Here is an 18731-nt window from a genome sequence, read left to right as displayed (position 1 = left end):
CTCATGCAACGCATCGCATTTCCCGAACGCGACGATTGGCGGACGACTGCCGAGAACGCCGGCTTCACCTTCCACACCATCGACGGCGAACGGTACTGGGACGAGCGCGCCTATTACGCCTTCACGCTGGACGAGATCGAGCGCGCGATCGAGGCGCCGACCGGCGAGATCGACGCGATGTGTCTCGAGCTCGCCGGACGCGCGGTCAGGGATGAACGCTATCTGCGCCGGCTGAAGATACCGGAGGCGTACTGGGATCTGATCGCGGCAAGCTGGCGCCGCAGGAATCCGAGCCTGTACGGCCGGCTCGATCTCACCTTCGACGGCCGCGGCCCGGCCAGGCTGCTCGAATACAATGCCGATACGCCGACCTCGATCTTCGAGGCCGCGGTGTTTCAATGGACCTGGCTCGAACAGGCGATCCAACGCAACATCATCCCGAAGCGCGCCGACCAGTTCAACTCGATCCACGACCGGCTGATCGAGGCCTGGAAGAGGATCGGCGCGACCCACCCGCTGCATCTCACCGGACTGACCGGAAATCCCGAGGACGCCGGCACGCTCGCCTATCTCGAGGACACCGCGGCGCAGGCCGGGCTGAAGACCACGCTGCTCGACATCGAGGAGATCGGACTGCGCGACGACGGTCAGTTCGTCGACCTCGACGAACGCCCGATCGCGCTCGCGTTCAAGCTCTATCCGTGGGAGTGGATGTTCCACGACGCGTTCGGCAAGAACCTCGCGACCGCGCCGACGCAGTGGATCGAGCCGCCATGGAAGGCGATCCTCTCCAACAAGGGCATCCTGCCGCTGCTCTGGGAGATGTTCCCGAACCACCCCAATCTGCTGCCGGCCTATTTCGAGGACGACCCGCAGGCCGCCCAGCTCGGCACGTCGTTCGTGCGCAAGCCGATCTATTCACGCGAGGGCGCCAATGTCGAGCTGGTCAGCGCCGGCGTCACGCTGGTCGCCGAGCAAGGCCCCTACGGCGCCGAAGGTTTCATCCGCCAGGCGCTGGCGCCGCTGCCGAATTTTTCCGGGCAGTATCCGGTGCTCGGCAGCTGGCTGGTGGACCGGCACGCCCTGCGGACTCTCGATTCGGGAAGACGAGAATCCGATCACCGGCAACACCTCGCGCTTCCTGCCGCACGCGATTTTGTAGTTCATGAACGTTGAAAGAACGCGGCTCTGTCGCCGTCATCCTGAGGTGCGAGCGCTTGCGAGCCTCGAAGGATGCACGGCCCCGCTGGTGGCCGTCGACCCTTCGAGACGCCGCTTCGCGGCTCCTCAGGGTGACGGGGTTAAAGCGAGATGTCTCGTCTCACCGCGCAGCGGACGCAACCGCCTTCAGCACATGCAGCGCGGCGCCGGCGCGCGCGACTGGCGCAGTGTTTGGCTGATAGAGCCCGCGCCGGTCGGGATATGGCCTGAACAGGTTGGTGATGCCGACCACGGATTCCGCCGCGCCAAGCGCCAGCACGCCGTCGGGCTCGAGCATCCGGGACACCTTGCCGAAGATACCGGCCTTGGTCTGCTGATCGAAATAGATCAGCACATTGCGGCAGAAGATCACGTCGAAGGTGCCGAGATGCGACAGGTCCTGCAACAGATTGAGCTGGCGGTGCTGCACCATGCCGCGGATATCGGCGTTGAGCTGCCAGAGCTCGCCCTTCTGCACGAAATACTTGACCAGCAGCTGGATCGGCAGGCCGCGCTGCACCTCGAACTGGCTGAACAAGCCGGCCTTCGCCTTTTCGAGCACCGCCTGCGACAGGTCGGTGGCGATGATCTCGATCCGCCAGCCGGCAAACAGCGCAGTCATCTCCTTCAGCAGCATCGCGATCGAATACGGCTCCTGCCCGGTCGACGACGCCGCGCACCAGATGCGCAAGCTGCGGCGCGCCGCGCGCGTCTGCGCGAGCGCGGGCAGCACCGCTTCCTTCAGATGGTCGAACGGGATCTTGTCGCGAAAGAAGAAGGTCTCGTTGGTGGTCATCGCTTCGACCACCTCGGATGTCAGCAGCTCCGCGCCACCCTTCATCCGCTGCACCAGCTCGGGAATCCCGGCGAGGTTCGACCGGCGCGCCAAGGGCAACAGGCGGCTCTCGACGAGATATTGCTTGTCGGCGGAGAGATCGAGGCCGGAACGGTCTTTCAGCAGCTTACGCAGATACTCGTAGTCCAGCGGCGTCACGAACGGTCTCCCGCAAATACCCGAACAAGCTTCGGTGCGATCTGATTGAGCGGCAGCACCGCGGCGCAGATGCCGGCATTGACCGCAGCACCGGGCATGCCCCACACCACGCTGGTCGCTTCGTCCTGGGCGATCACGCTGCCGCCGGCGGCGACGATGTCCTTGCCGCCGCGCATGCCGTCGGAGCCCATGCCGGTCAGGATCACCGACATGATGCTGCCCTGCCAGACATCGATCGCGGAGGTGAACATCGGATCCACCGCGGGCTTGCAGAAATTGACCGGCGGCCCGTCGTCGAGCGCGATCGTGGCATCGACGCCGTGGCGGGCGACGCGCATGTGGCGCCCGCCGGGCGCCAGATAGATCTGGCCCGGCTTGATGCTCTCGCCGTCGATCCCCTCATGCGCCGGCCGCTTGCTGGTGCGCGCCAGATGCTCGGCGAGAATGGTCGTGAAGGTCGGCGGCATGTGCTGGGTGATCAGCACCGGGAAGCGATCGATCACCGGGCCGATCTCGGCGACCAGCGTCATCAGCGCCTGCGGGCCGCCGGTCGACGAGCCGATCAGCAGCACCTTGGGCGGCAGCAGGCCGAACGAACGGCGCGTGGCCTGGGCCGGCGCTGTGTGCGCAGCAGCGGGCGCCAGCGGACGCGGCCTGTCATGACCGGGCGCAAGCGGCGGGCTTGCCATCGAGTGCAGCGGGTTGCGCCGCGCCTTGGCGCCGAGATGACGGATCTTCTGGATCAGGTCGTGGCGGAAGGTTTCCGCGGCGGTGGCCTCGCGCGTGCTTTCCGGTTTCGGAATGTAGTCGGACGCACCGAGCGAGAGAGCCTTCAGGCTGATCTCCGCGTTGCGGCGGGTCAGCGTGGAGGCCATGATGACGACGAGATCGCGCTTCTTCGCCAGCAGCTGCGGCAGCGCCGAGATGCCGTCGAGGTCGGGCATCTCGATATCGAGCACCGCGACATCGGGGTTGATGCGTTCGAGCTGGTTGACGGCGTCGAGGCCGGTGCGCAGCGAGGCGACGACTTCCATGTCGGGCTCGGCGCCGATCCAGCGCGAGATCATCCCGCGGATCACCACGGAATCGTCGACCACCATCACCCGCACCTTGTCGGAACGGGTCGATGTCGGGACCGCAGTACTTGTCAACGCAACACTCATGACTTCACCAGCGACGCAACACGACGCACAACAACCGTTGAGCCGAAGGCTTCTGCCGCCGGATCGAACGAAGAATCTAAGTCAGCATGATCTTCTCGGAAAACCGGTTCCCATTTTTCCGGATCATGCTCTAAATGAGTCCGACTTCCTGGAACTTCGCGGTGACGATGTCCCGGTCGAACGGCTTCATGATGTATTCGTTGGCACCGGCATGCAGCGCGCGTGCGATATGCGCGACGTCATTCTCGGTGGTGCAGAACACGACCTTGGGCTGATCGCCGCCGGGCATGCGGCGGAGATTGCCGAGAAACTCGTAGCCGTCCATGACCGGCATGTTCCAGTCGAGCAGCACCGCTTCCGGCATCGCGCGCTTGCAGGCCTCGAGCGCCTTGGCGCCGTCCTCGGCCTCGACGATCTGGAAATCGAGCCCTTCCAGAATGCGGCGGGCGACCTTGCGAATGACGCTTGAGTCATCGACAACAAGACAGGTTCTCATCTGCGACCTCTACTTCCTCATCCCCGGTGGGATGTTTCAGTTCTTCAGTTCGGGCGGCCCTGTTCACGCCGCTTTGGCGTCGGGCACCAGTTCGAGCACGCGATCGATATCGAGGACGACCATGAGCTGGCCGTCGAGGCGGTGGACGCCGCCGGCGAGCTTGGCCATGCGGGGATCGAGGTTGACCGGATTGTCCTCGCGGCTGTTTTCGGAGAGCCGCAGCACTTCGCCGATCTGGTCGATCAACAGGCCGTAGGATTCGCCGCGCTGGTCGACGCCGACCGCCATCGGAGGCTTACCGTCGTCGGCCTTCGGCAGCCCGAGCCGGGCGCGCATGTCGACCACGGTGACGATACGGCCGCGCAGATTGAGCACGCCGGCGATCTCGCTGGAGGCCAGCGGCACCCGCGTCAGCCGCTCCGGCATGAACACGTCCTGCACCCGCGAGATCGGCAGGCCGAACAGCTGCCCGCCGATCACGGCGGTGACGTATTCGGCCATCGCGCCTTCACTGGTCTCGCTCTTGCTGGTCATCAATGAACCCTTTGTTTGAGCATGATCCGATCGGAAAACCGCTTCACACTTTTCCGGATCATGCTCTCTCCCCTCAAGCCGCGCGGCGCAGTTCGGCGGTCTGCTCTTTCAGCGCCGCGATCAGCCCGGGACGATCAAACTTGGCGACATAGTCGTGGAAGCCGGCCTGCCGGCCGCGCTCGATCGCCGCCGGCGACACCATCGCCGACAGCGCGATGATCGGCAGCCCGATCAGATTGTGGTCCGAGCGGATGTTCTCGGCGAACTCGAAGCCGTTCATCTCGGGCATCTCGATGTCGGTCAGCACGACGTCGAAGCTCTGTCCCGAACGCAGCGCGGCGAGCCCTTCCTGCGCGCCGCCCGCGGTCCTGACCTTGTAGCCGGCGGCCTTCAAGACCGGCGCCAGCATGTTGCGGAAGAAGGCTGAGTCATCGACCAGCAGCACCGACTGCGCCGAGGCCGACGGCCGCATCTCCTTGCGCGAGAACCAGTCGGCGAACGCCATCGGCAGGAAGTGGCCGACGTCGATCACCTCGGTGGCCTGGCCCTTGATCACGGCCGAGCCCAAAATGCCGTCCTGCGAACCCGCGACCTCGATGTTGAGCCGCTCCTCGACGATGTCGATGATCTCGTCGACCACGAGCCCCATCGAGCGGCCGTCGTCGGCGAACACCAGGATCGGCTGCGAGCCCTGCGACTGCACCTCGACGCCGGCCATCTGCACCAGCGGCATCAGCTGCTCGCGGTACTGCACCATGTAGCGGCCGTTCGAGAGCTCGATCTTGTCGGTTGCGATCTCCTCCAGCCGGGTGACGAGGCCGAGCGGCACCGCCTTGGGCTGCGAGGAGCCGGCGCGGAACACCAGGAGCGAGGTCAGCTGCTCGCCGCTTGCGGCGTGGGCGTTCGCATTGTCGTCGGCGAGGTCATGGGCCGAGGAGCCGGACGCGCCGAGGGCTTTTGCAATCCCGTTGGGGTCGATGATCATGATCACGGCGCCATCGCCAAGGATGGTGTTGCCGGAGAACATGTCGATGTGCCGCAGCTTGGTCGACATCGGCTTGACCACGATCTCCTCGGTGTGGAACACGCCGTCGACCACGATGCCGAAGGTCTGGCTGCCGACCTGCGTGACCACGATGAAGCCATTCTCGGCATCCGTGGTCGTCGCGCCGTCGTCGATCTTCAAGAGCTTCTTGAGGTGGATCAGCGGCAGCAGCTTGTTGCGCAGGCGCAGCACTGCGGTGTCCTTGATCCGCTCGATGCGGTGCTCGGAGTTGGCGCGGGCCCGCACCAGCTCGACGACCGACAATTGGGGAATCGCAAAGCGGTCGCCGCCGGCTTCCACGATCAAAGCGGAGACGATCGCCAAGGTCAGCGGGATCTTGATGGTGACCGAGGCGCCCTCGCCGGCCACGCTCTTGATGTCGATGGTGCCGCCGATCTGGTCGATATTGGTGCGCACCACGTCCATGCCGACGCCGCGGCCGGACACCGAAGTCACTTGCGCGGCGGTCGAGAAGCCCGGCGCGAAGATGAACTTGTGGATCTGGGCCTCGGTCATCTTCTCGAGCTCGGCCTCGGTGACGAGACCGTTTTGGAGCGCCTTGGCCTTGATCCGCTCGGTGTTGAGCCCGCGGCCATTGTCGGCGATGCAGATGATGATGTGGCCGCCCTCGTGATAGGCGGACAGGCGAATGGTGCCCTGCTCCGGCTTGCCGGCGGCGACCCGCTCGGCGGTGGTCTCCAGCCCGTGATCGGCGGAGTTGCGCACCATATGCGTCAGCGGATCCTTGATCAGGTCGAGCACCTGGCGGTCGAGCTCGGTGTCGGCGCCGTGCATCTCGAGCTCGATCTGCTTGCCGAGTTCGCCGGAGAGGTCGCGGACGATGCGCGGCAGCTTCTGCCAGGCATTGCCGATCGGCTGCATGCGCGTCTTCATGACGCCTTCCTGCAGCTCGGCGGTGACGTTGGAGAGCCGCTGCAGCGGCACCTTGAACTCGGTGTCCTCGTTGCGGCGGGAGATCTCCAGCAGCTGGTTGCGGGTCAGCACCAGCTCGGAGACCATGGTCATGAGGTGTTCGAGGGTGTCGACATTGACCCGGATCGACTGGTTGGCGATCTTGTCGCCTTCCTGGACATCCTCACCGGCGGCCTTGCGGGCCGGCTTCTTCGCAGCCTCAGCCGGCTCGGCGGCGGCAGCAGGTGCAGGCTTCACGACCGGCGCCGGTGCGGCGACTTCGGTCTCGGTCTCGCGGAAGGCGCGCTCGAGCTCGTCGAGCGAGACCTCGCCCGGACGCAGCGGACGCTCCAGCGTCTGCACCACCAGCGTGCCTTCGGTCATGTTAGCCTGCACGGACGGAGCTTCGACGACAGGCACGTCCTCTTCAGCGGCAACCGCCATCGCCACCATGCCGTGCTCGACCATCGCCTCCAGCTGATCGATCAGATCGCGGTCATTGCCTTCGGGCTCGGCCTCGGTCGCCTCGAGCCCTGCAAGGATCTCCTTGATGCGGTCGATCGAGGACAGGATCAGCGTCACGGCTTCCGCCTTCACCGGCATGCCGTCGCGGAATTTGCCCATCAAGGTCTCGCCGGCATGCGCCAGCGCCTCGAGCCGCGGCAGCCCGAGGAAGCCGCAGGTGCCCTTGATGGTGTGCACCAGCCGGAAGATGTTATCCAGGATCTTCGCGTTGTTCGGATCCTGCTCGAACTGCACCAGCTGGTTGTCGACCGTATCCAGGCTCTCGCTGCTCTCCGTCAGGAACTCGCGCAACAGATCGTCCATGAAACCAACCTTCGAAAAACGCCGAAAACGCAGCGGCGCGCAACATCGACGCGCCTGACGGAACTCAGGTCAGCTTCTCCGCAAAGCGTTTAAGTTTGGTTGAGCAAATGGAAAGGAACGGGATCAACAAAGAGATAAGGCCGCGCGATCGAATCGCGCGGCCGGTCGTAACCTTTGATTAATGATATCGGCGCGGCCGCGGTCAGGACGCGGCAATGATAACCTTGTCGCCGTCGAGCGCGAGCGTCACCTTCAGCCCGCAGGCTTCCGCCAGCAGGCGGGTGTAGTGCGGTTGCACCGCATGCGCATCGACCGTGTTCGGCGAGGTCGCATTCAGGAGATCGACGATGTTCTGCGGCACGCGCGCATTGAAGCCCGCAGCCGTGATGCGGAAGCTCATCGCCTCGCCTTCGCCGACCGGATCGATCGTGAGCGTGCCGCCACGCGGGATCGTCTGCTGCGCGATGACCAGCATGTTCAAGAGCAGCTTGACCCGGTTCTTGGGCAGGAGCAGCCGCGGCAAATTCCAGGTCAGCGTCACCTTGCCGTCCTCGATATGCCCCTTCGCCATGTTCTGGGCATCGCCGAGATCGATCTGCGCGCCGGAGGAACCGGCCGCGCCGAACGCCAGCCGGCAGAACTGCAACCGCGCCGAAGCGGTCTTGGCGCTCTTGCGAATCAGATCGAGCGCGAAGTCGCGGTCTTCGGGCTTGGGATTGTCGTCAAGGACCTCAAGCCCATTGACGATCGCGCCGACCGGACTGATGAGATCGTGACAGACCCGCGAGCACAAGAGCGCCGCGAGTTCGAGCGCATCGGGAGCGGGACCGGGAGACGAAGTGCCAGACATCTATTGTTTCCTGGAAAGCCGCACGCCGACCGAGGAGTGCGAATCACGCATGCCTGTCGGCTTGATACACCGCGCAGACGGATGCTGCCAGCTTGCGGCGGGACTGATAAAGCATGATCCGAAAAAGTGGAAACCGGTTTTCCGAAAAGATCATGCTCAAACAAGGAGATGAGATCATGATGCGATGCTCCGTCATCGCATCATGATCTCAGGGAACACAAACAGGATATGCGACCCGCTGACATGAGACCCGCACATGAATAAGGCAAAGCCGTCCCTGATCGGCTGCGAGGCCGCCGCGACGCTGCTCGAATCACTGACCGAACTGGTGATCCGCGCCGGCGACGCGATTCTTGCGGTCAATCGTTCGACGATGAATGTTGCCGGCAAGGACGATGGGTCGCCGGTCACCGAGGCCGATCTCGCCGCCGACCACATCATCGTCGAAGGGCTGACGCGGCTCGCGCCGCAGGTGTCGCTGCTGTCCGAGGAGCGCGTCCATCTGGCGACGCCGCCCTATAAAGACAGTTTCTTCCTGATCGATCCGCTCGACGGCACCAAGGAGTTCGTTGCCGGCCGCAATGAATTCACCGTCAATGTGGCGCTGGTCACGCAAGGCGTGCCGCTGCTCGGCATCGTCGGCGCACCGGCGCTCGGGCTGATCTGGCGCGGCATCGTCGGCAAGGGCGCGGAGCGGTTGACGCTGCAGGGCGGCGCGGTTTCGCAGGCGGTGCCGATCAAGACCCGTCCCTGCCCGCCGCGCGGCGCGCCATGGACGGTGGCAGTGAGCCGCTCGCATGGCGATGCGCGCACCGAAGCCTTCATCGACGCGCGCGGCAACGCGGTCCGCGCCGTGCTGGGCTCGGCGGTCAAATTCGGCCGTGTCGCCGAGGGCGAAGTCGATATCTATCCCCGCCTGTCGCCGACATCGGAGTGGGATGTTGCGGCAGGTCACGCGGTCGTCGTAGCGGCCGGCGGCAAGGTCACCGATTCGAAGGGAAGCCCATTGCATTTCGGGCTCGGCCGCGAAGACTTCCTGGTGCCGGAATTCATCGCCTGGGGCGACCCGGCCGCGGCGCCGTGATCACTGCGCGAGATTGTCTTCCAGCTCCGGCCAACGCGCCGCGGCTTCCTTCAAAAAGCGCGCGGGATCGGCGGCGAACGCGTCACGGCTGCGTTCCCGGTTGAACAGGTAAAGCCTGTTCCCGACGACGGCCCAGAATCGCGGATTGCCCGCGCAGGTGACGCCCCGCACCAGATCGGTCGGATCGTAACCGCCGAATTGCGGGCCATAGATTTCGGGATGCGCCACGAACGAAGCGCGGTTGCCCTCGTTGCGGAAACGCCAGACCACGCCGTTCTCCGCGGCCTCGAATTCCGGCCGCCCCTGGGTGGCGGCGGCGTCGGTGAAATAGGCGACGGGATCGAATCCCTCGATCGCCAATCCGGAGTAGCGGTTCGTCACCACGCGCTCGGTTGTGGTGGCCTGAACAGGCAAGGAGGGCCAGATGGCCGCCAAAATGCCCGCCAACAGGCCGAAAAACGCCATCCCCCGGCACGATCCATATCTTTCCTGCCGTTGTGCCGTCATAGTTGATACCGATAACATCCGAGTCGAGGGGACACCGGGCGCAACCTAGAGCCGTGCCTGTTGGCATCAGGTTAAAGGGCAGCGCCCGGATTTCGATAGCAGGGGTTCTTAATGACTTTCGCATCACGCCTTGCCGCGGTCGCGTTTGCCGCGCTGATGTGCTGGAGCGCAGGGGCGTCCGCGCAGCAGGGCCCGCCACTGCAATATCCGCCGCCACAGCGTGAGCCGACCCCGTATACTTACGGGCCCGACGAATTGGTCAATGCCGGACACAAGTTCTTCGGCAATGTCTCGCGCGGACTCGCCTCGGTCATCGAGCGCGCCGTCAGCCAGTGGGGCCTGCCCAATGGTTATGTGCTCGGCGAGGAAGGCTCTGGCGCCTTCGTGGCCGGGCTGCGCTATGGCGAAGGCACGCTCTACACCAAGAACGCTGGCGACCTCAGGGTCTACTGGCAGGGTCCCTCGGTCGGCTTCGACTGGGGCGGCGACGGCGCGAGGACCATGACGCTGGTCTACAACCTGCCTTCGACCCAGGCGATCTATCAGCGCTTCGTCGGCATCGACGGCTCGGCCTATATCGTCGGCGGCTTCGGCATGACGGCGCTGACCGCCAACAACATCGTGCTGGTCCCGATTCGCTCGGGCATCGGCTTGCGGCTCGGCGCCAGCGTCGGCTATCTCAAATTCACCCCGCGCGCGACCTGGAACCCGTTCTAGGGCGTTTCCAGCCGAGCGGACGCCGGTTCGCATCAAGAAGACGCGTCAGGACAGAATCTGGAGCCTCGATCCGATTCAATCGGAACGAAGCGCGAGGTCGCAGCCCTGATCGGGCGATGAGGCCGGCGCTCCGGCACGGTTAGCAATTCAGGTTAACGCGGCAATCGGGCTGGCCTTTGGCCGGTCCGCCGTGGCATTGTGATTAACAAATTCCTTCTTTTCTTGGAGTGACCCTTCATGATCGAGCCGATCATGTACGCGGCGATCGGTTTCCTGATCTCGATGCTGTGCGGCCTGATGATCGTTCCGCTGGTGCACAACCGGGCGGTGCGGCTGACCACGCGCCGCATGGAGGCGGCCACCCCGCTGTCGATGGCCGAGATCCAGGCCGACAAGGACCAGCTCCGCGCCGAATTCGCGATGTCGGCCCGCCGGCTCGAGATGAGCGTCGACCAGCTCAAGAGCAAGACCACGAGCCAACTCGCCGAGCTCGGCAAGAAGACCGATGCGATCAACCGCATGAAGATCGAGCTCGGCGAGAAGAACGCCGCGATCTTCGCGCTGGAAGCGCGCGAAAAGGCGATGAAGGATCAGCTTCGCGCCACCGAGGAAGAGTTCTCGGCCAAGACCGAGCTGTTGCGCAACGCCGAGCAGGCGCTGACCGACAAGCAGGGCGAGCTCGGCAAGATCAACGCCGAGCTCAACGACCGCGCGATGACCGCCGACAGCCGCCAGATCGAACTGGTCGCGGTGCGGACCCAGGTCGAGGAGCTGAAGAACCGGGTCGGCGATGCCGCCAGGGAATTCGCGGCAACCGAAGCCCGCCTCGCCCAGGAGCGCAGCCAGTCGGAAACCGCGACGCGCGACCTCACCGACGCGCGCGGCCGGGTCGAAAATCTGAGCCAGCGCGTCACCGATCTCGACCGCCAGCTCGTCGCCCAGGTCAAGGAAGCCGAGATGCTCGGCAACCGGGTCAACGACCTTGAGACGCGGCTTGCGACCCAGGGCAAGCTGCTTGCCGAGCGCGAATTCGAGAACGGCCAGTTGAAGCAGGCCAACGCCGCCGCCGAGCGGACCGTGCAGGAGCTGCGCGAGGAGATCGCAGCAGTGGGCGGCGGCAAATCCTCTGCGCTCGACAAGCTGCGGCAGGAGAAGGCTCAAGTCGAGGAGCAGCTGCGCACCGTCAGCGACGAGCGCGGCAAGCTGCAGCGCGACATCAACGCGATCCAGCAGCAGGCCGAGAGCTCCTGGGCGACCGAGCGGATGGAGAATGCGCTGCTGCGCGAGCGCATCAACGACATTGCCGCCGAGGTGGCCAAGCTCGCGATCCAACTCGAGGGCCCGAATTCGGCGATCGAGGCCATGCTGGCGGCGGAGCCGACGGTGCCGGCCAAGGCGGCTGCCAAGCCCGCCAACGGCGTCTCGCCGGGCAGCGGGTTACCCGAGGGCGGCGGCACGCTCGCCGAGCGCATCCGGGCGCTGCAGTCACACGCCTCCCGCGCCCGCCAGCAAGGCGCCTGATTCCCGCAGGGTTTGGCTTGACACCCCTACCCGGCACTTCGTAAATCGCACGCTCTGACGAAGCGCCTTAATCGACCGGCCGCCGACCAGCGGCCTTTGGCACGTCACATCCCGGACGCATAGCTCAGCGGGAGAGCGTTCCCTTCACACGGGAGAGGTCCAAGGTTCGATCCCTTGTGCGTCCACCATCCTGCCTCCTGAACTCTGCCAGGTGCGAACGATTGTCGACATTCTGCTGTCCTCCGGGACCGCCTCACAAAAATGTCGAAAACAACCCCATGCAAAGTAGCCGAGGCGAGCCGGATCAACGGGTTACGCCATTTCCGAATTTTGATTAACTCGTCGCGCAAAACACCGGCAGGCCAGCGGCGCCGATCTCGGCGATGCGGCCCGGCATTCCGGCTCACTGCCGGCGGCGCTGCGGTGCGGATGACGGCTTGGCGTTGCGCCGGCTGAGCTCGCCGAGCAGGTCGCGAACGGCGCCGTCGAGTTCGTCGGGTGGCGGGATGGCGTGATCGGCGTGCTGCGTGCCGGCCCGCCGATACCAGCCGGAGGCGGAGCTGTCGTCATTCGCGGCGCGAACCTGCGGCGCACGAACGTGAGCGCGCGAGGCGGATCCCCGCCGCCGGCGCGAGATCAGCTCGCGTGCGCCGTACCCCGAGATGAAACCGATCCCGGCGACGAGAGCGACAATCAGAAGCTCAAGCATCGTGTTGCCCCCAATCACCGTGCCGCAATGCAATATGCGCGACAATGCGGCGGCGGCTTGACCGGGCCGGTTCCTTTTCACTGTATCGAGCACAACCCTGCCCCTCGGAATCGTACGGGGTTTTGTTTGCAGGCCTCCTCGGCTACCTTCCCGGAACTCGCGGGGGCCGGAGTCTGGATGCGCAAGGGCAACGACTACATTTTGAAGCTGCGGCCTTGGTCGTTGTCGACATTCGTCGTCGCCCTGCTTGCGGTGGTGCTGGCCACCGCGACCCAGGAGATGTTCTCGAGCTTCGGCATGCAGTTCTATTTCGCGGGCTTCGTGCCGGCGATCCTGATCGCCGGCCTGATGGGCGGCGCGCCCGCCGGCGCGTTTGCGACCATCATCACGGTACCGATCGTCTGGTGGGCGTTCATGCCGCCCTATTTCGAGTTCGGCTGGCCGACGGCCGGCGACTATGACAGCCTGGCGATGTTCCTGCTGTCGAGCGCGCTCTTGGTCTGTTTCTCGCAGCTCTATCGGGAAGCGCTGGCAATTCTGCGGAAGTAGCGGACGACCCAGGCCGTGGCCCGGCCGCCGGCGATAGCGCACCGGTTGCCTTGTCGTGGATCGTTCGCTCTCAGATCCCGAACATCCAGATCGCGACGATGGTGGCCAGCGTTGCCACGCCGCTGATGGTCCAGCCCGCCGCGTAGAAGGTGTCCTCGGGGGCGGTGTCGAGCACCGTATTGGTGGTTTCCGTCATTGACCGCCAGCGCATGGCGTCTCTCCTCGGAACTCCTGCCCGGCCAGATAACGCGGCGCCCGGTTCCCGGTTCCGCGGCGGCCATGCCGATCACGCAGAGCTCACGGATTGCTGATCGGTGCCGCGGAACCCTGCGACATTCTGTCCCGTTGAGGCTCGCCGGAAACCAACTTGGGAGAACATCCGATGCGAACACTGATCCTCGCCGCCACCGCCCTTGCCTTCGTCTCGTCCACCGCGCTCGCGCAGGACAAGGCGGGCGGCAGCCCGGCCCCCGCCGCGCAGAGCGGCGACACCGCGACCAAGGGCGAGGCGGCCAAGGCGCCGAAGAAAGCGAAGAAGACCGCCAAGAAATCGAGCGCCAAGACCGGTGCCGCCGCCACCGGCGCTGCCCCGACCGGCAGCGATGCCACCAAGCAATAAACAGAAACAATCGCGCTCGGTGATCCAACTGGCGACCACGGACTTGCCGAGCACGGACTTGTCGAGCACGGAAAAGGCCGCCCGAAGGCGGCCTTTTTACTGTCTCGGTGCGGATGTTGCCTCGGCCCGTCGCGTCGCAATCGAGTGCGCCGACCACCTCGGGCAGTGGAAAGTTGGGGCAGTGGAAGTTGGATCAGTGCAGGCTGGACCAGCGAGCGTTGGACCAGCGAATTCAGGTGCGGGAGGGGGAGCGAAAGAGTTGCGGAGCTGATAATCCGCACCGCCATCGGATCGTTCTGAAAATTGACCACCAGCTCCAGGAATTGCTCCACCTCCCGCACCTTCTGTTGTGCCGCGCGTGCAGGGGCGACGCATGATCCAAACGGGCTATCACTGCAAACGCGAGGAAAGATTCATCGATAGACTTAATGCGGAGCGCCATTGTCGCGCCTGTTCGCGAGCCCGCTCTCGCGTAGCCGCTCGGCAAACCAGAGCGATGTCGCGCTATCGATGGCTCCGCCGGCATAGACCTCGGTAAAGCTCACCCCGCCTTGTCCGACGATCACCAGCACGCCCATCGCATAGGCAAACCAGACATTCGGGTCGGTCAGCGCCTGCAGCTTGCGCTGATCGTGCTCGATCGGCTGGTGATTGCTGTCCTTGCGCAGTTCGATGGCCAGGAGATTGTTCGGGATGTCGCGCTGATGCACGACGATATCGGGATAGATCGACTTGCCGAGATGGTCGTCGGTCGAGCTCCCTGAGCCGCGCGGCAGCCGCAGCGTGCGTTCGCCGAGCCGGTCGTAGTTGCAATCGACCTGCCAGCCGGAAAATTGCCGCTCGACATAGACCGCCAGCCGGTGAGTGAGCGTTCGCTCGCCGAGATCGCGCTCCAGCAGGAACATCTCCTGCGCATAGAATTCCTCCACGGCGGCGATCACCTTGTTCAGCTCGGTCTGCATCGACGCCTCCGACTGGACTGGGCCGCCGCCGCGGCCTTTCAGCTACGCCTCTACATATGCACTTCGATCAGCCGCGGTCCCGGCTCCGCGACGGCTTCCGCGAGCGCCTTGTTGAACTCGTCGGCGGTCGTCACCGCCCTGCCCGGTACCCCCATGCCCCTGGCGAGTGCGACGAAGTCGAGCGTCGGCCGATCGATCTTCAGCATGTCCTGCGCCCGCTTGCCCGGCTCGCCGGCGCCGACGCCGTCGAACTCGCCGCGCAGGATCTGATAGATGCGGTTGGCGAACACGATGGTCACGACGTTGAGCCCTTCGCGCGCCTGGGTCCACAGCGACTGGATCGTGTACATCGCGCTGCCGTCGCCGACCATGCAGATCACCTTGCGGTCCGGACAGGCGACCGCCGCGCCGGTTGCCACCGGCGTCGAGAAGCCGATCGAGCCGCCCATGTTCTGCAGCCAGTCATGCGGCGCGGCCGCCGCCGTCGGCGGGAAGAAGCCGCGGCCCGTGGTGACGGATTCATCGACCATGATGGCGTGCTCGGGGATCGCGCACGCAATCGCCTGCGCGATCGTGGCGTGGTCGAGCGCACCGGTCGGCTTGACCAGTTCCTGCAATTGCTGCGGCTTGACGTCCTGCGCGGTCGCATGCAGCGCGCCCGCGAGCGCCTCGAGCGCCGCGACCGAATTCTCGCCCCAGGCGGTCATGCGATGCACCTCGCAGCCTTCCGCCTTCAGCATGCTCGGCTTGTTCGGATAGGCGAAGAACGCCACGGGATCGTTGGCCTCGACCAGCACGATGTGACGGAATTTCTTCAGGATCGGCAACGCCTGCTCGATCACATAGGGAATGCGGTTGATCGAGAAGCGGCCGCGGCCGCGCGCCATGCGCGGGTGATAGGTCTGGCCCATCACCGTGCAGCCGGTCTTGCCGGCGATGCGCTCGGCGAGCGCCAGCCCGTGCTCGGTCAGCGCGCTGCCGGTGACGAGCAGCAGCGTATGCGCGGCATCGCCATGCAGGATTTTCGCCGCGGCATCGACCGCCTGCGGCGAATAGCTCGGACGCTGCGTGTCCACGGGCACCTCGGCGATGCCGTCGGCTTCGTTCCAGGCGGTGTCGGCCGGCAGGATCAGGGTCGCGATCTGCGGCGGCGCGCTCCTGGCGGCGGCGATCGCAGCCGCGCCGTCGGCGGCGACCGACTTGGCATCCGGCGAGGTGCGCACCCAGGACGACATCGGCCGCGCCAGGCCCTCGATGTCGGATGTCAGCGGCGCGTTGTAGCCGATGTGGTACGTGGCATGCTGACCGACGATGTTGACGATGCCGGAATGCGCCTTCTTGGCGTTGTGCAGATTGGCAAGGCCGTTGGCGAGGCCGGGCCCGAGATGCAGCAGCGTCGAGGCCGGCGTTCCCTTCATGCGGAAATAACCGTCGGCCGCACCGGTCACCACGCCTTCGAACAGACCGAGCACGCAGCGCATGCCCGGGACCTTGTCCAGCGCCGCGACGAAATGCATCTCCGAGGTGCCGGGATTGGTAAAGCAGACATCCACGCCGCCTGCGACCAATGTCCGCACCAGACTTTCCGCACCATTCATGCTCTCGCTCCCGTTTCGAGATGTTCTTGAGGTCGCTCAGAGTATGATCCGATCCGATTGAATCGGATCATGCTCGTATCCTTTTGTTTGGTCGCATTTTCTTCACGCGACCCGGTGCCCACTTCGCTTGAAAACGCTCCAGCTTTTGTTTGGTCGCGCTTTCTTGACGCGAACCGGTACCCACTTCGCTCGAAAACGCTCCAGATCAACCATTCTTCAGCCGCGTCGTCAAAGGCTTGGCCGGACAATGCAGGTATCGCTTCCGATCTGTTGCCTTTTTAAACCGTGTTGTTCGAAAATGCCTGAGGTCACGGCTTCGTCGCTTGCGAAACGCCGGCAATTGTGGCCTCTCTGACTGCATATTTGATTGTTCGCGAGGACGACGACCATGCGCCCGATTGCCTTGATGTTTGCCGCGCTCACGATCCTGGCAGGTGCCGGCCAGGCCCACGCCCAGTTCTTCGACTCTCGCGGCTATCAGTCCGAAGCCCCGAGCTTCTTCGGCGGCGGCGGCGCAAGCCCGATCCCGCGCACCACCGTCAACTACCCGACCAACTACGCCCCCGGCACCATCGTGGTGAACACCGCCGAGCGCCGGCTCTATCTGGTGCTGGCGAACGGCCAGGCGCTGCGCTACGGCATCGGCGTCGGCCGCGACGGCTTCCGCTGGAGCGGTGTCCACCGCATCTCCGCAAAGAAGGAATGGCCGTCGTGGACGCCGCCGTCGCAGATGCTGCGCCGCCGCCCCGATCTGCCGCGCCACATGAACGGCGGCATCGAGAATCCGCTCGGCGCGCGCGCGATGTATCTCGGCTCGACGCTCTACCGCATCCACGGCTCGAACGAGCCGGAGACGATCGGCCAGGCCGTCTCGTCGGGCTGCTTCCGCATGACCAACGACGACGTCACCGATCTCTATGGTCGGGTCTCGGTCGGCACCACCGTGGTGGTGAAGAACAACTGATCGCGTCGATTTCAACGGAACCAGGCGCCGCCATTCGGCAAGATCGCTGATCCCGCCGCCTTGATCCCTCCTTGCGCTGCCGCAAACCTTGCGGCAGCGTTGTCACAATGCCCCAGCACCGTCCTTCGATCCTCGTCCTTCTTGCCGCAACGCTCGCCGCTTGCCTCGCTGATGCCGCGCTGCCCGCGGCCGCCACCGAGGTACCGGCGATCGCCGCGCGCCAGCGCAACGAGAAGAAGGTCTTCACCGACGCCGAGATCGTGGAGGGCTTTCTGAAAACCGCGTTCGGCGCCGAATATCATCTCGCCGGGCGGGTCGACCGAATCCGCAAGTACGACAGTCCGGTGCGCGTGTTCGCCGACGGCAGCCGCGCCGACCGCAAGGTCCAGCTCGCCAGGGTCGTCGCCGACATCCGCAGCAAGGTGCAGCATCTCGACATCGCGATAACCGAGAACAACGAAGCGGCCAATGTCGTGGTCAAGCTGGTGCGCGACCGCGAGCTGTACCGCACGATCGCGACTTTCTACGGCCAGGAGCGCGCCAGGGAGATCCGCTCCTCGCTCGACCCGCAATGCCTGTCCGGCTTCCGCAAGAACGAGAACTACGAAATCGAGCATTCCGACGTGATCCTCACCGTCGACAACGGCGATTTCGTCTTCCTCGACTGCGCCTATGAGGAGCTGTTGCAGTCGCTCGGCCCGATCAACGACACCGCCACCGTGCCCTGGACCATGTTCAACGACAACGTCTCGATGGGCTATTTCGACGTCTACGACCAATATCTGCTCAACCTGCTCTACGACCCCCGCATCAAGCCCGGCATGACCGTGCAGGAGGTCAAGGCCGTGCTGCCCGCCGTCCTCGCCGACGTCCGCGCCTGGGTGGCGAAGGTGAACCATCTGGAGTGAGGGTGGCGGCCTCCGTCGATCGGCGCACACGCTCGCGGCATTCACAGCCGTCGTCCCGGCGAAGGCCGGGACCCATACGCCGCAGCGGGTGTTGTGGATGGGACTCGTCGTTCCGACATCGCGCAACAATGAACTTCGGTGGCAATGGGTCCCGGCCTTCGCCGGGACGACGATGAAGTCGGAAAGCAGTCCAGGTCCCCTCATCCTGAGGCGCACTCGCGCATCTCGAAGGATACACGGCCACAGTCAGGCCGTCGTGGTTCGAGACGGCCGCTGCGCGGCCTCCTCAGCATGACGGTGATGGAATGAGCGCGCGATCTCCCCAATCGTCGTCCTGGCGAAAGCCAGGACCACCGCACTTGATGATGAACGAGATCGCGGCCACAGCATCGCGCAACAATTGACATTTGGGGTAATGGGTCCTGGCTTTCGCCAGGACGACGAGGATGGTTCTCGCGCGAGGTAACGTAGCGTCATTGCGTAGTCCTCGCCCGGCTTTGACCGGGCGATCCAGTATTCCAGAGACAGTCATTGTTGAACCGCGCGCACGAAGGCATGGTTGCGTGGCGGC

The 18731-nt window shown here is 64.9% G+C and carries 18 protein-coding genes, 1 tRNA gene and 1 pseudogene; 9 read left to right on the top strand and 11 right to left on the bottom strand.

The genetic code is table 11. The annotated features are described in order from the left end of the window. Nucleotides 1-3 precede the first annotated feature (3 nt). A pseudogene (locus ACVWZM_RS30340) lies at nt 4-1162 on the top strand (glutathionylspermidine synthase family protein). A 159-nt stretch (nt 1163-1321) separates the two neighbouring features. Here ACVWZM_RS30340 and ACVWZM_RS30335 read toward each other — a convergent pair. The 6 genes from ACVWZM_RS30335 to chpT all read right to left on the bottom strand — a co-directional run bounded on the left by ACVWZM_RS30335 (nt 1322) and on the right by chpT (nt 8022). Continuing rightward, nucleotides 1322-2194: a CheR family methyltransferase gene (locus ACVWZM_RS30335; RefSeq protein WP_076824386.1), complete on the bottom strand. Its 873-nt coding sequence runs from the start codon at nt 2192-2194 to the stop codon at nt 1322-1324. Next, nucleotides 2191-3357 carry a protein-glutamate methylesterase/protein-glutamine glutaminase gene (locus ACVWZM_RS30330; RefSeq protein WP_057015193.1) on the bottom strand — a complete coding sequence of 389 codons (1167 nt, stop codon included), beginning with the start codon at nt 3355-3357 and terminating at the stop codon, nt 2191-2193. Before ACVWZM_RS30330 ends, ACVWZM_RS30335 begins: the two co-directional genes overlap by 4 nt. Before the next feature lie 130 nt (nt 3358-3487). Beyond that, entirely contained in the window at nt 3488-3853 is a 366-nt protein-coding gene (locus ACVWZM_RS30325; RefSeq protein WP_018273268.1) for a response regulator, read from the bottom strand. Nucleotides 3854-3916: 63 nt separating this feature from the next. Beyond that, complete coding sequence (locus ACVWZM_RS30320) at nt 3917-4387, bottom strand: chemotaxis protein CheW (protein WP_456782271.1); 471 nt, start codon at nt 4385-4387, stop codon at nt 3917-3919. Nucleotides 4388-4460: 73 nt separating this feature from the next. Then, nucleotides 4461-7172: a hybrid sensor histidine kinase/response regulator gene (locus ACVWZM_RS30315; protein ID WP_456855505.1), complete on the bottom strand. Its 2712-nt coding sequence runs from the start codon at nt 7170-7172 to the stop codon at nt 4461-4463. A gap of 202 nt (nt 7173-7374) precedes the next feature. After that, entirely contained in the window at nt 7375-8022 is a 648-nt protein-coding gene (gene chpT, locus ACVWZM_RS30310; protein ID WP_057019328.1) for a histidine phosphotransferase ChpT, read from the bottom strand. Between the two features lie 256 nt (nt 8023-8278). On the opposite strand from chpT, the gene cysQ reads away from it, so the two are divergent. Further along, the gene (gene cysQ, locus ACVWZM_RS30305; protein ID WP_076830787.1) at nt 8279-9106 is read left to right on the top strand and encodes a 3'(2'),5'-bisphosphate nucleotidase CysQ; all 828 of its coding nucleotides are present in this window, start codon (nt 8279-8281) and stop codon (nt 9104-9106) included. Here cysQ and ACVWZM_RS30300 read toward each other — a convergent pair whose 3' ends face one another. Further along, entirely contained in the window at nt 9107-9571 is a 465-nt protein-coding gene (locus tag ACVWZM_RS30300; protein WP_076830784.1) for a YHS domain-containing (seleno)protein, read from the bottom strand. It lies immediately after the preceding gene. A 153-nt stretch (nt 9572-9724) separates the two neighbouring features. Here ACVWZM_RS30300 and ACVWZM_RS30295 point away from each other — a divergent pair, with 153 nt between their 5' ends. From ACVWZM_RS30295 to ACVWZM_RS30285, 3 genes are all read left to right on the top strand, one after another. After that, on the top strand, nt 9725-10330 hold the full coding sequence (locus tag ACVWZM_RS30295; RefSeq protein ID WP_076830782.1) for a DUF1134 domain-containing protein: 606 nt from the start codon (nt 9725-9727) through the stop codon (nt 10328-10330). A gap of 237 nt (nt 10331-10567) precedes the next feature. Further along, nucleotides 10568-11851, top strand: a complete 1284-nt coding sequence (locus tag ACVWZM_RS30290; RefSeq protein WP_076830779.1) for a coiled-coil domain-containing protein — start codon at nt 10568-10570, stop codon at nt 11849-11851. A 113-nt stretch (nt 11852-11964) separates the two neighbouring features. Beyond that, a tRNA-Val gene (locus tag ACVWZM_RS30285) sits at nt 11965-12039 on the top strand. Nucleotides 12040-12254: 215 nt separating this feature from the next. Here the strand turns inward: ACVWZM_RS30285 and ACVWZM_RS30280 are convergent. After that, nucleotides 12255-12560: a hypothetical protein gene (locus tag ACVWZM_RS30280; protein WP_057019307.1), complete on the bottom strand. Its 306-nt coding sequence runs from the start codon at nt 12558-12560 to the stop codon at nt 12255-12257. Between the two features lie 177 nt (nt 12561-12737). Between ACVWZM_RS30280 and ACVWZM_RS30275 the strand changes: the two genes are divergently transcribed. Then, on the top strand, nt 12738-13109 hold the full coding sequence (locus ACVWZM_RS30275) for a DUF4118 domain-containing protein (protein ID WP_057019306.1): 372 nt from the start codon (nt 12738-12740) through the stop codon (nt 13107-13109). Nucleotides 13110-13179: 70 nt separating this feature from the next. Here the strand turns inward: ACVWZM_RS30275 and ACVWZM_RS30270 are convergent, their stop codons facing one another. Continuing rightward, on the bottom strand, nt 13180-13320 hold the full coding sequence (locus ACVWZM_RS30270; protein ID WP_168858519.1) for a hypothetical protein: 141 nt from the start codon (nt 13318-13320) through the stop codon (nt 13180-13182). 171 nt (nt 13321-13491) lie between these two features. On the opposite strand from ACVWZM_RS30270, the gene ACVWZM_RS30265 reads away from it, so the two are divergent. Beyond that, nucleotides 13492-13728, top strand: coding sequence for a hypothetical protein (locus tag ACVWZM_RS30265; RefSeq protein ID WP_456855504.1), 237 nt, complete (start codon nt 13492-13494; stop codon nt 13726-13728). Nucleotides 13729-14153: 425 nt separating this feature from the next. Here ACVWZM_RS30265 and ACVWZM_RS30260 read toward each other — a convergent pair whose 3' ends face one another. Both ACVWZM_RS30260 and ACVWZM_RS30255 read right to left on the bottom strand, forming a co-directional pair. Then, on the bottom strand, nt 14154-14690 hold the full coding sequence (locus ACVWZM_RS30260; protein WP_076830771.1) for a hypothetical protein: 537 nt from the start codon (nt 14688-14690) through the stop codon (nt 14154-14156). 50 nt (nt 14691-14740) lie between these two features. After that, nucleotides 14741-16288 (bottom strand): acetolactate synthase large subunit, encoded by a 1548-nt coding sequence (locus tag ACVWZM_RS30255; RefSeq protein ID WP_057019302.1) that lies wholly within the window; start codon nt 16286-16288, stop codon nt 14741-14743. Between the two features lie 388 nt (nt 16289-16676). On the opposite strand from ACVWZM_RS30255, the gene ACVWZM_RS30250 reads away from it, so the two are divergent. Both ACVWZM_RS30250 and ACVWZM_RS30245 read left to right on the top strand, forming a co-directional pair. Next, complete coding sequence (locus ACVWZM_RS30250) at nt 16677-17252, top strand: L,D-transpeptidase (protein ID WP_038378145.1); 576 nt, start codon at nt 16677-16679, stop codon at nt 17250-17252. A 107-nt stretch (nt 17253-17359) separates the two neighbouring features. Then, a complete protein-coding gene (locus ACVWZM_RS30245; RefSeq protein WP_057019301.1) occupies nt 17360-18160 on the top strand; it encodes a DUF2927 domain-containing protein in 801 nt (266 codons plus the stop codon). Nucleotides 18161-18731: the final 571 nt, after the last annotated feature.

The sequence above is a fragment of the Bradyrhizobium sp. USDA 4501 genome (genome assembly GCF_054062115.1).
The sequence above is the reverse complement of the archived record's forward strand: the minus strand, read 5'-3'. Positions and strand labels throughout refer to the sequence as shown.

Bases quoted from the DNA above. Each gene is read 5' to 3' on its own strand.
- ACVWZM_RS30330 (WP_057015193.1), bottom strand. From the start codon at position 3,357: ATGAGTGTTGCGTTGACAAGTACTGCGGTCCCGACATCGACCCGTTCC.
- ACVWZM_RS30325 (WP_018273268.1), bottom strand. From the start codon at position 3,853: ATGAGAACCTGTCTTGTTGTCGATGACTCAAGCGTCATTCGCAAGGTC.
- ACVWZM_RS30320 (WP_456782271.1), bottom strand. From the start codon at position 4,387: ATGACCAGCAAGAGCGAGACCAGTGAAGGCGCGATGGCCGAATACGTC.
- ACVWZM_RS30315 (WP_456855505.1), bottom strand. From the start codon at position 7,172: ATGGACGATCTGTTGCGCGAGTTCCTGACGGAGAGCAGCGAGAGCCTG.
- chpT (WP_057019328.1), bottom strand. From the start codon at position 8,022: ATGTCTGGCACTTCGTCTCCCGGTCCCGCTCCCGATGCGCTCGAACTC.
- cysQ (WP_076830787.1), top strand. From the start codon at position 8,279: ATGAATAAGGCAAAGCCGTCCCTGATCGGCTGCGAGGCCGCCGCGACG.
- ACVWZM_RS30300 (WP_076830784.1), bottom strand. From the start codon at position 9,571: ATGGCGTTTTTCGGCCTGTTGGCGGGCATTTTGGCGGCCATCTGGCCC.
- ACVWZM_RS30295 (WP_076830782.1), top strand. From the start codon at position 9,725: ATGACTTTCGCATCACGCCTTGCCGCGGTCGCGTTTGCCGCGCTGATG.
- ACVWZM_RS30290 (WP_076830779.1), top strand. From the start codon at position 10,568: ATGATCGAGCCGATCATGTACGCGGCGATCGGTTTCCTGATCTCGATG.
- ACVWZM_RS30280 (WP_057019307.1), bottom strand. From the start codon at position 12,560: ATGCTTGAGCTTCTGATTGTCGCTCTCGTCGCCGGGATCGGTTTCATC.
- ACVWZM_RS30275 (WP_057019306.1), top strand. From the start codon at position 12,738: ATGCGCAAGGGCAACGACTACATTTTGAAGCTGCGGCCTTGGTCGTTG.
- ACVWZM_RS30270 (WP_168858519.1), bottom strand. From the start codon at position 13,320: ATGCGCTGGCGGTCAATGACGGAAACCACCAATACGGTGCTCGACACC.
- ACVWZM_RS30265 (WP_456855504.1), top strand. From the start codon at position 13,492: ATGCGAACACTGATCCTCGCCGCCACCGCCCTTGCCTTCGTCTCGTCC.
- ACVWZM_RS30260 (WP_076830771.1), bottom strand. From the start codon at position 14,690: ATGCAGACCGAGCTGAACAAGGTGATCGCCGCCGTGGAGGAATTCTAT.
- ACVWZM_RS30255 (WP_057019302.1), bottom strand. From the start codon at position 16,288: ATGAATGGTGCGGAAAGTCTGGTGCGGACATTGGTCGCAGGCGGCGTG.
- ACVWZM_RS30250 (WP_038378145.1), top strand. From the start codon at position 16,677: ATGCGCCCGATTGCCTTGATGTTTGCCGCGCTCACGATCCTGGCAGGT.
- ACVWZM_RS30245 (WP_057019301.1), top strand. From the start codon at position 17,360: ATGCCCCAGCACCGTCCTTCGATCCTCGTCCTTCTTGCCGCAACGCTC.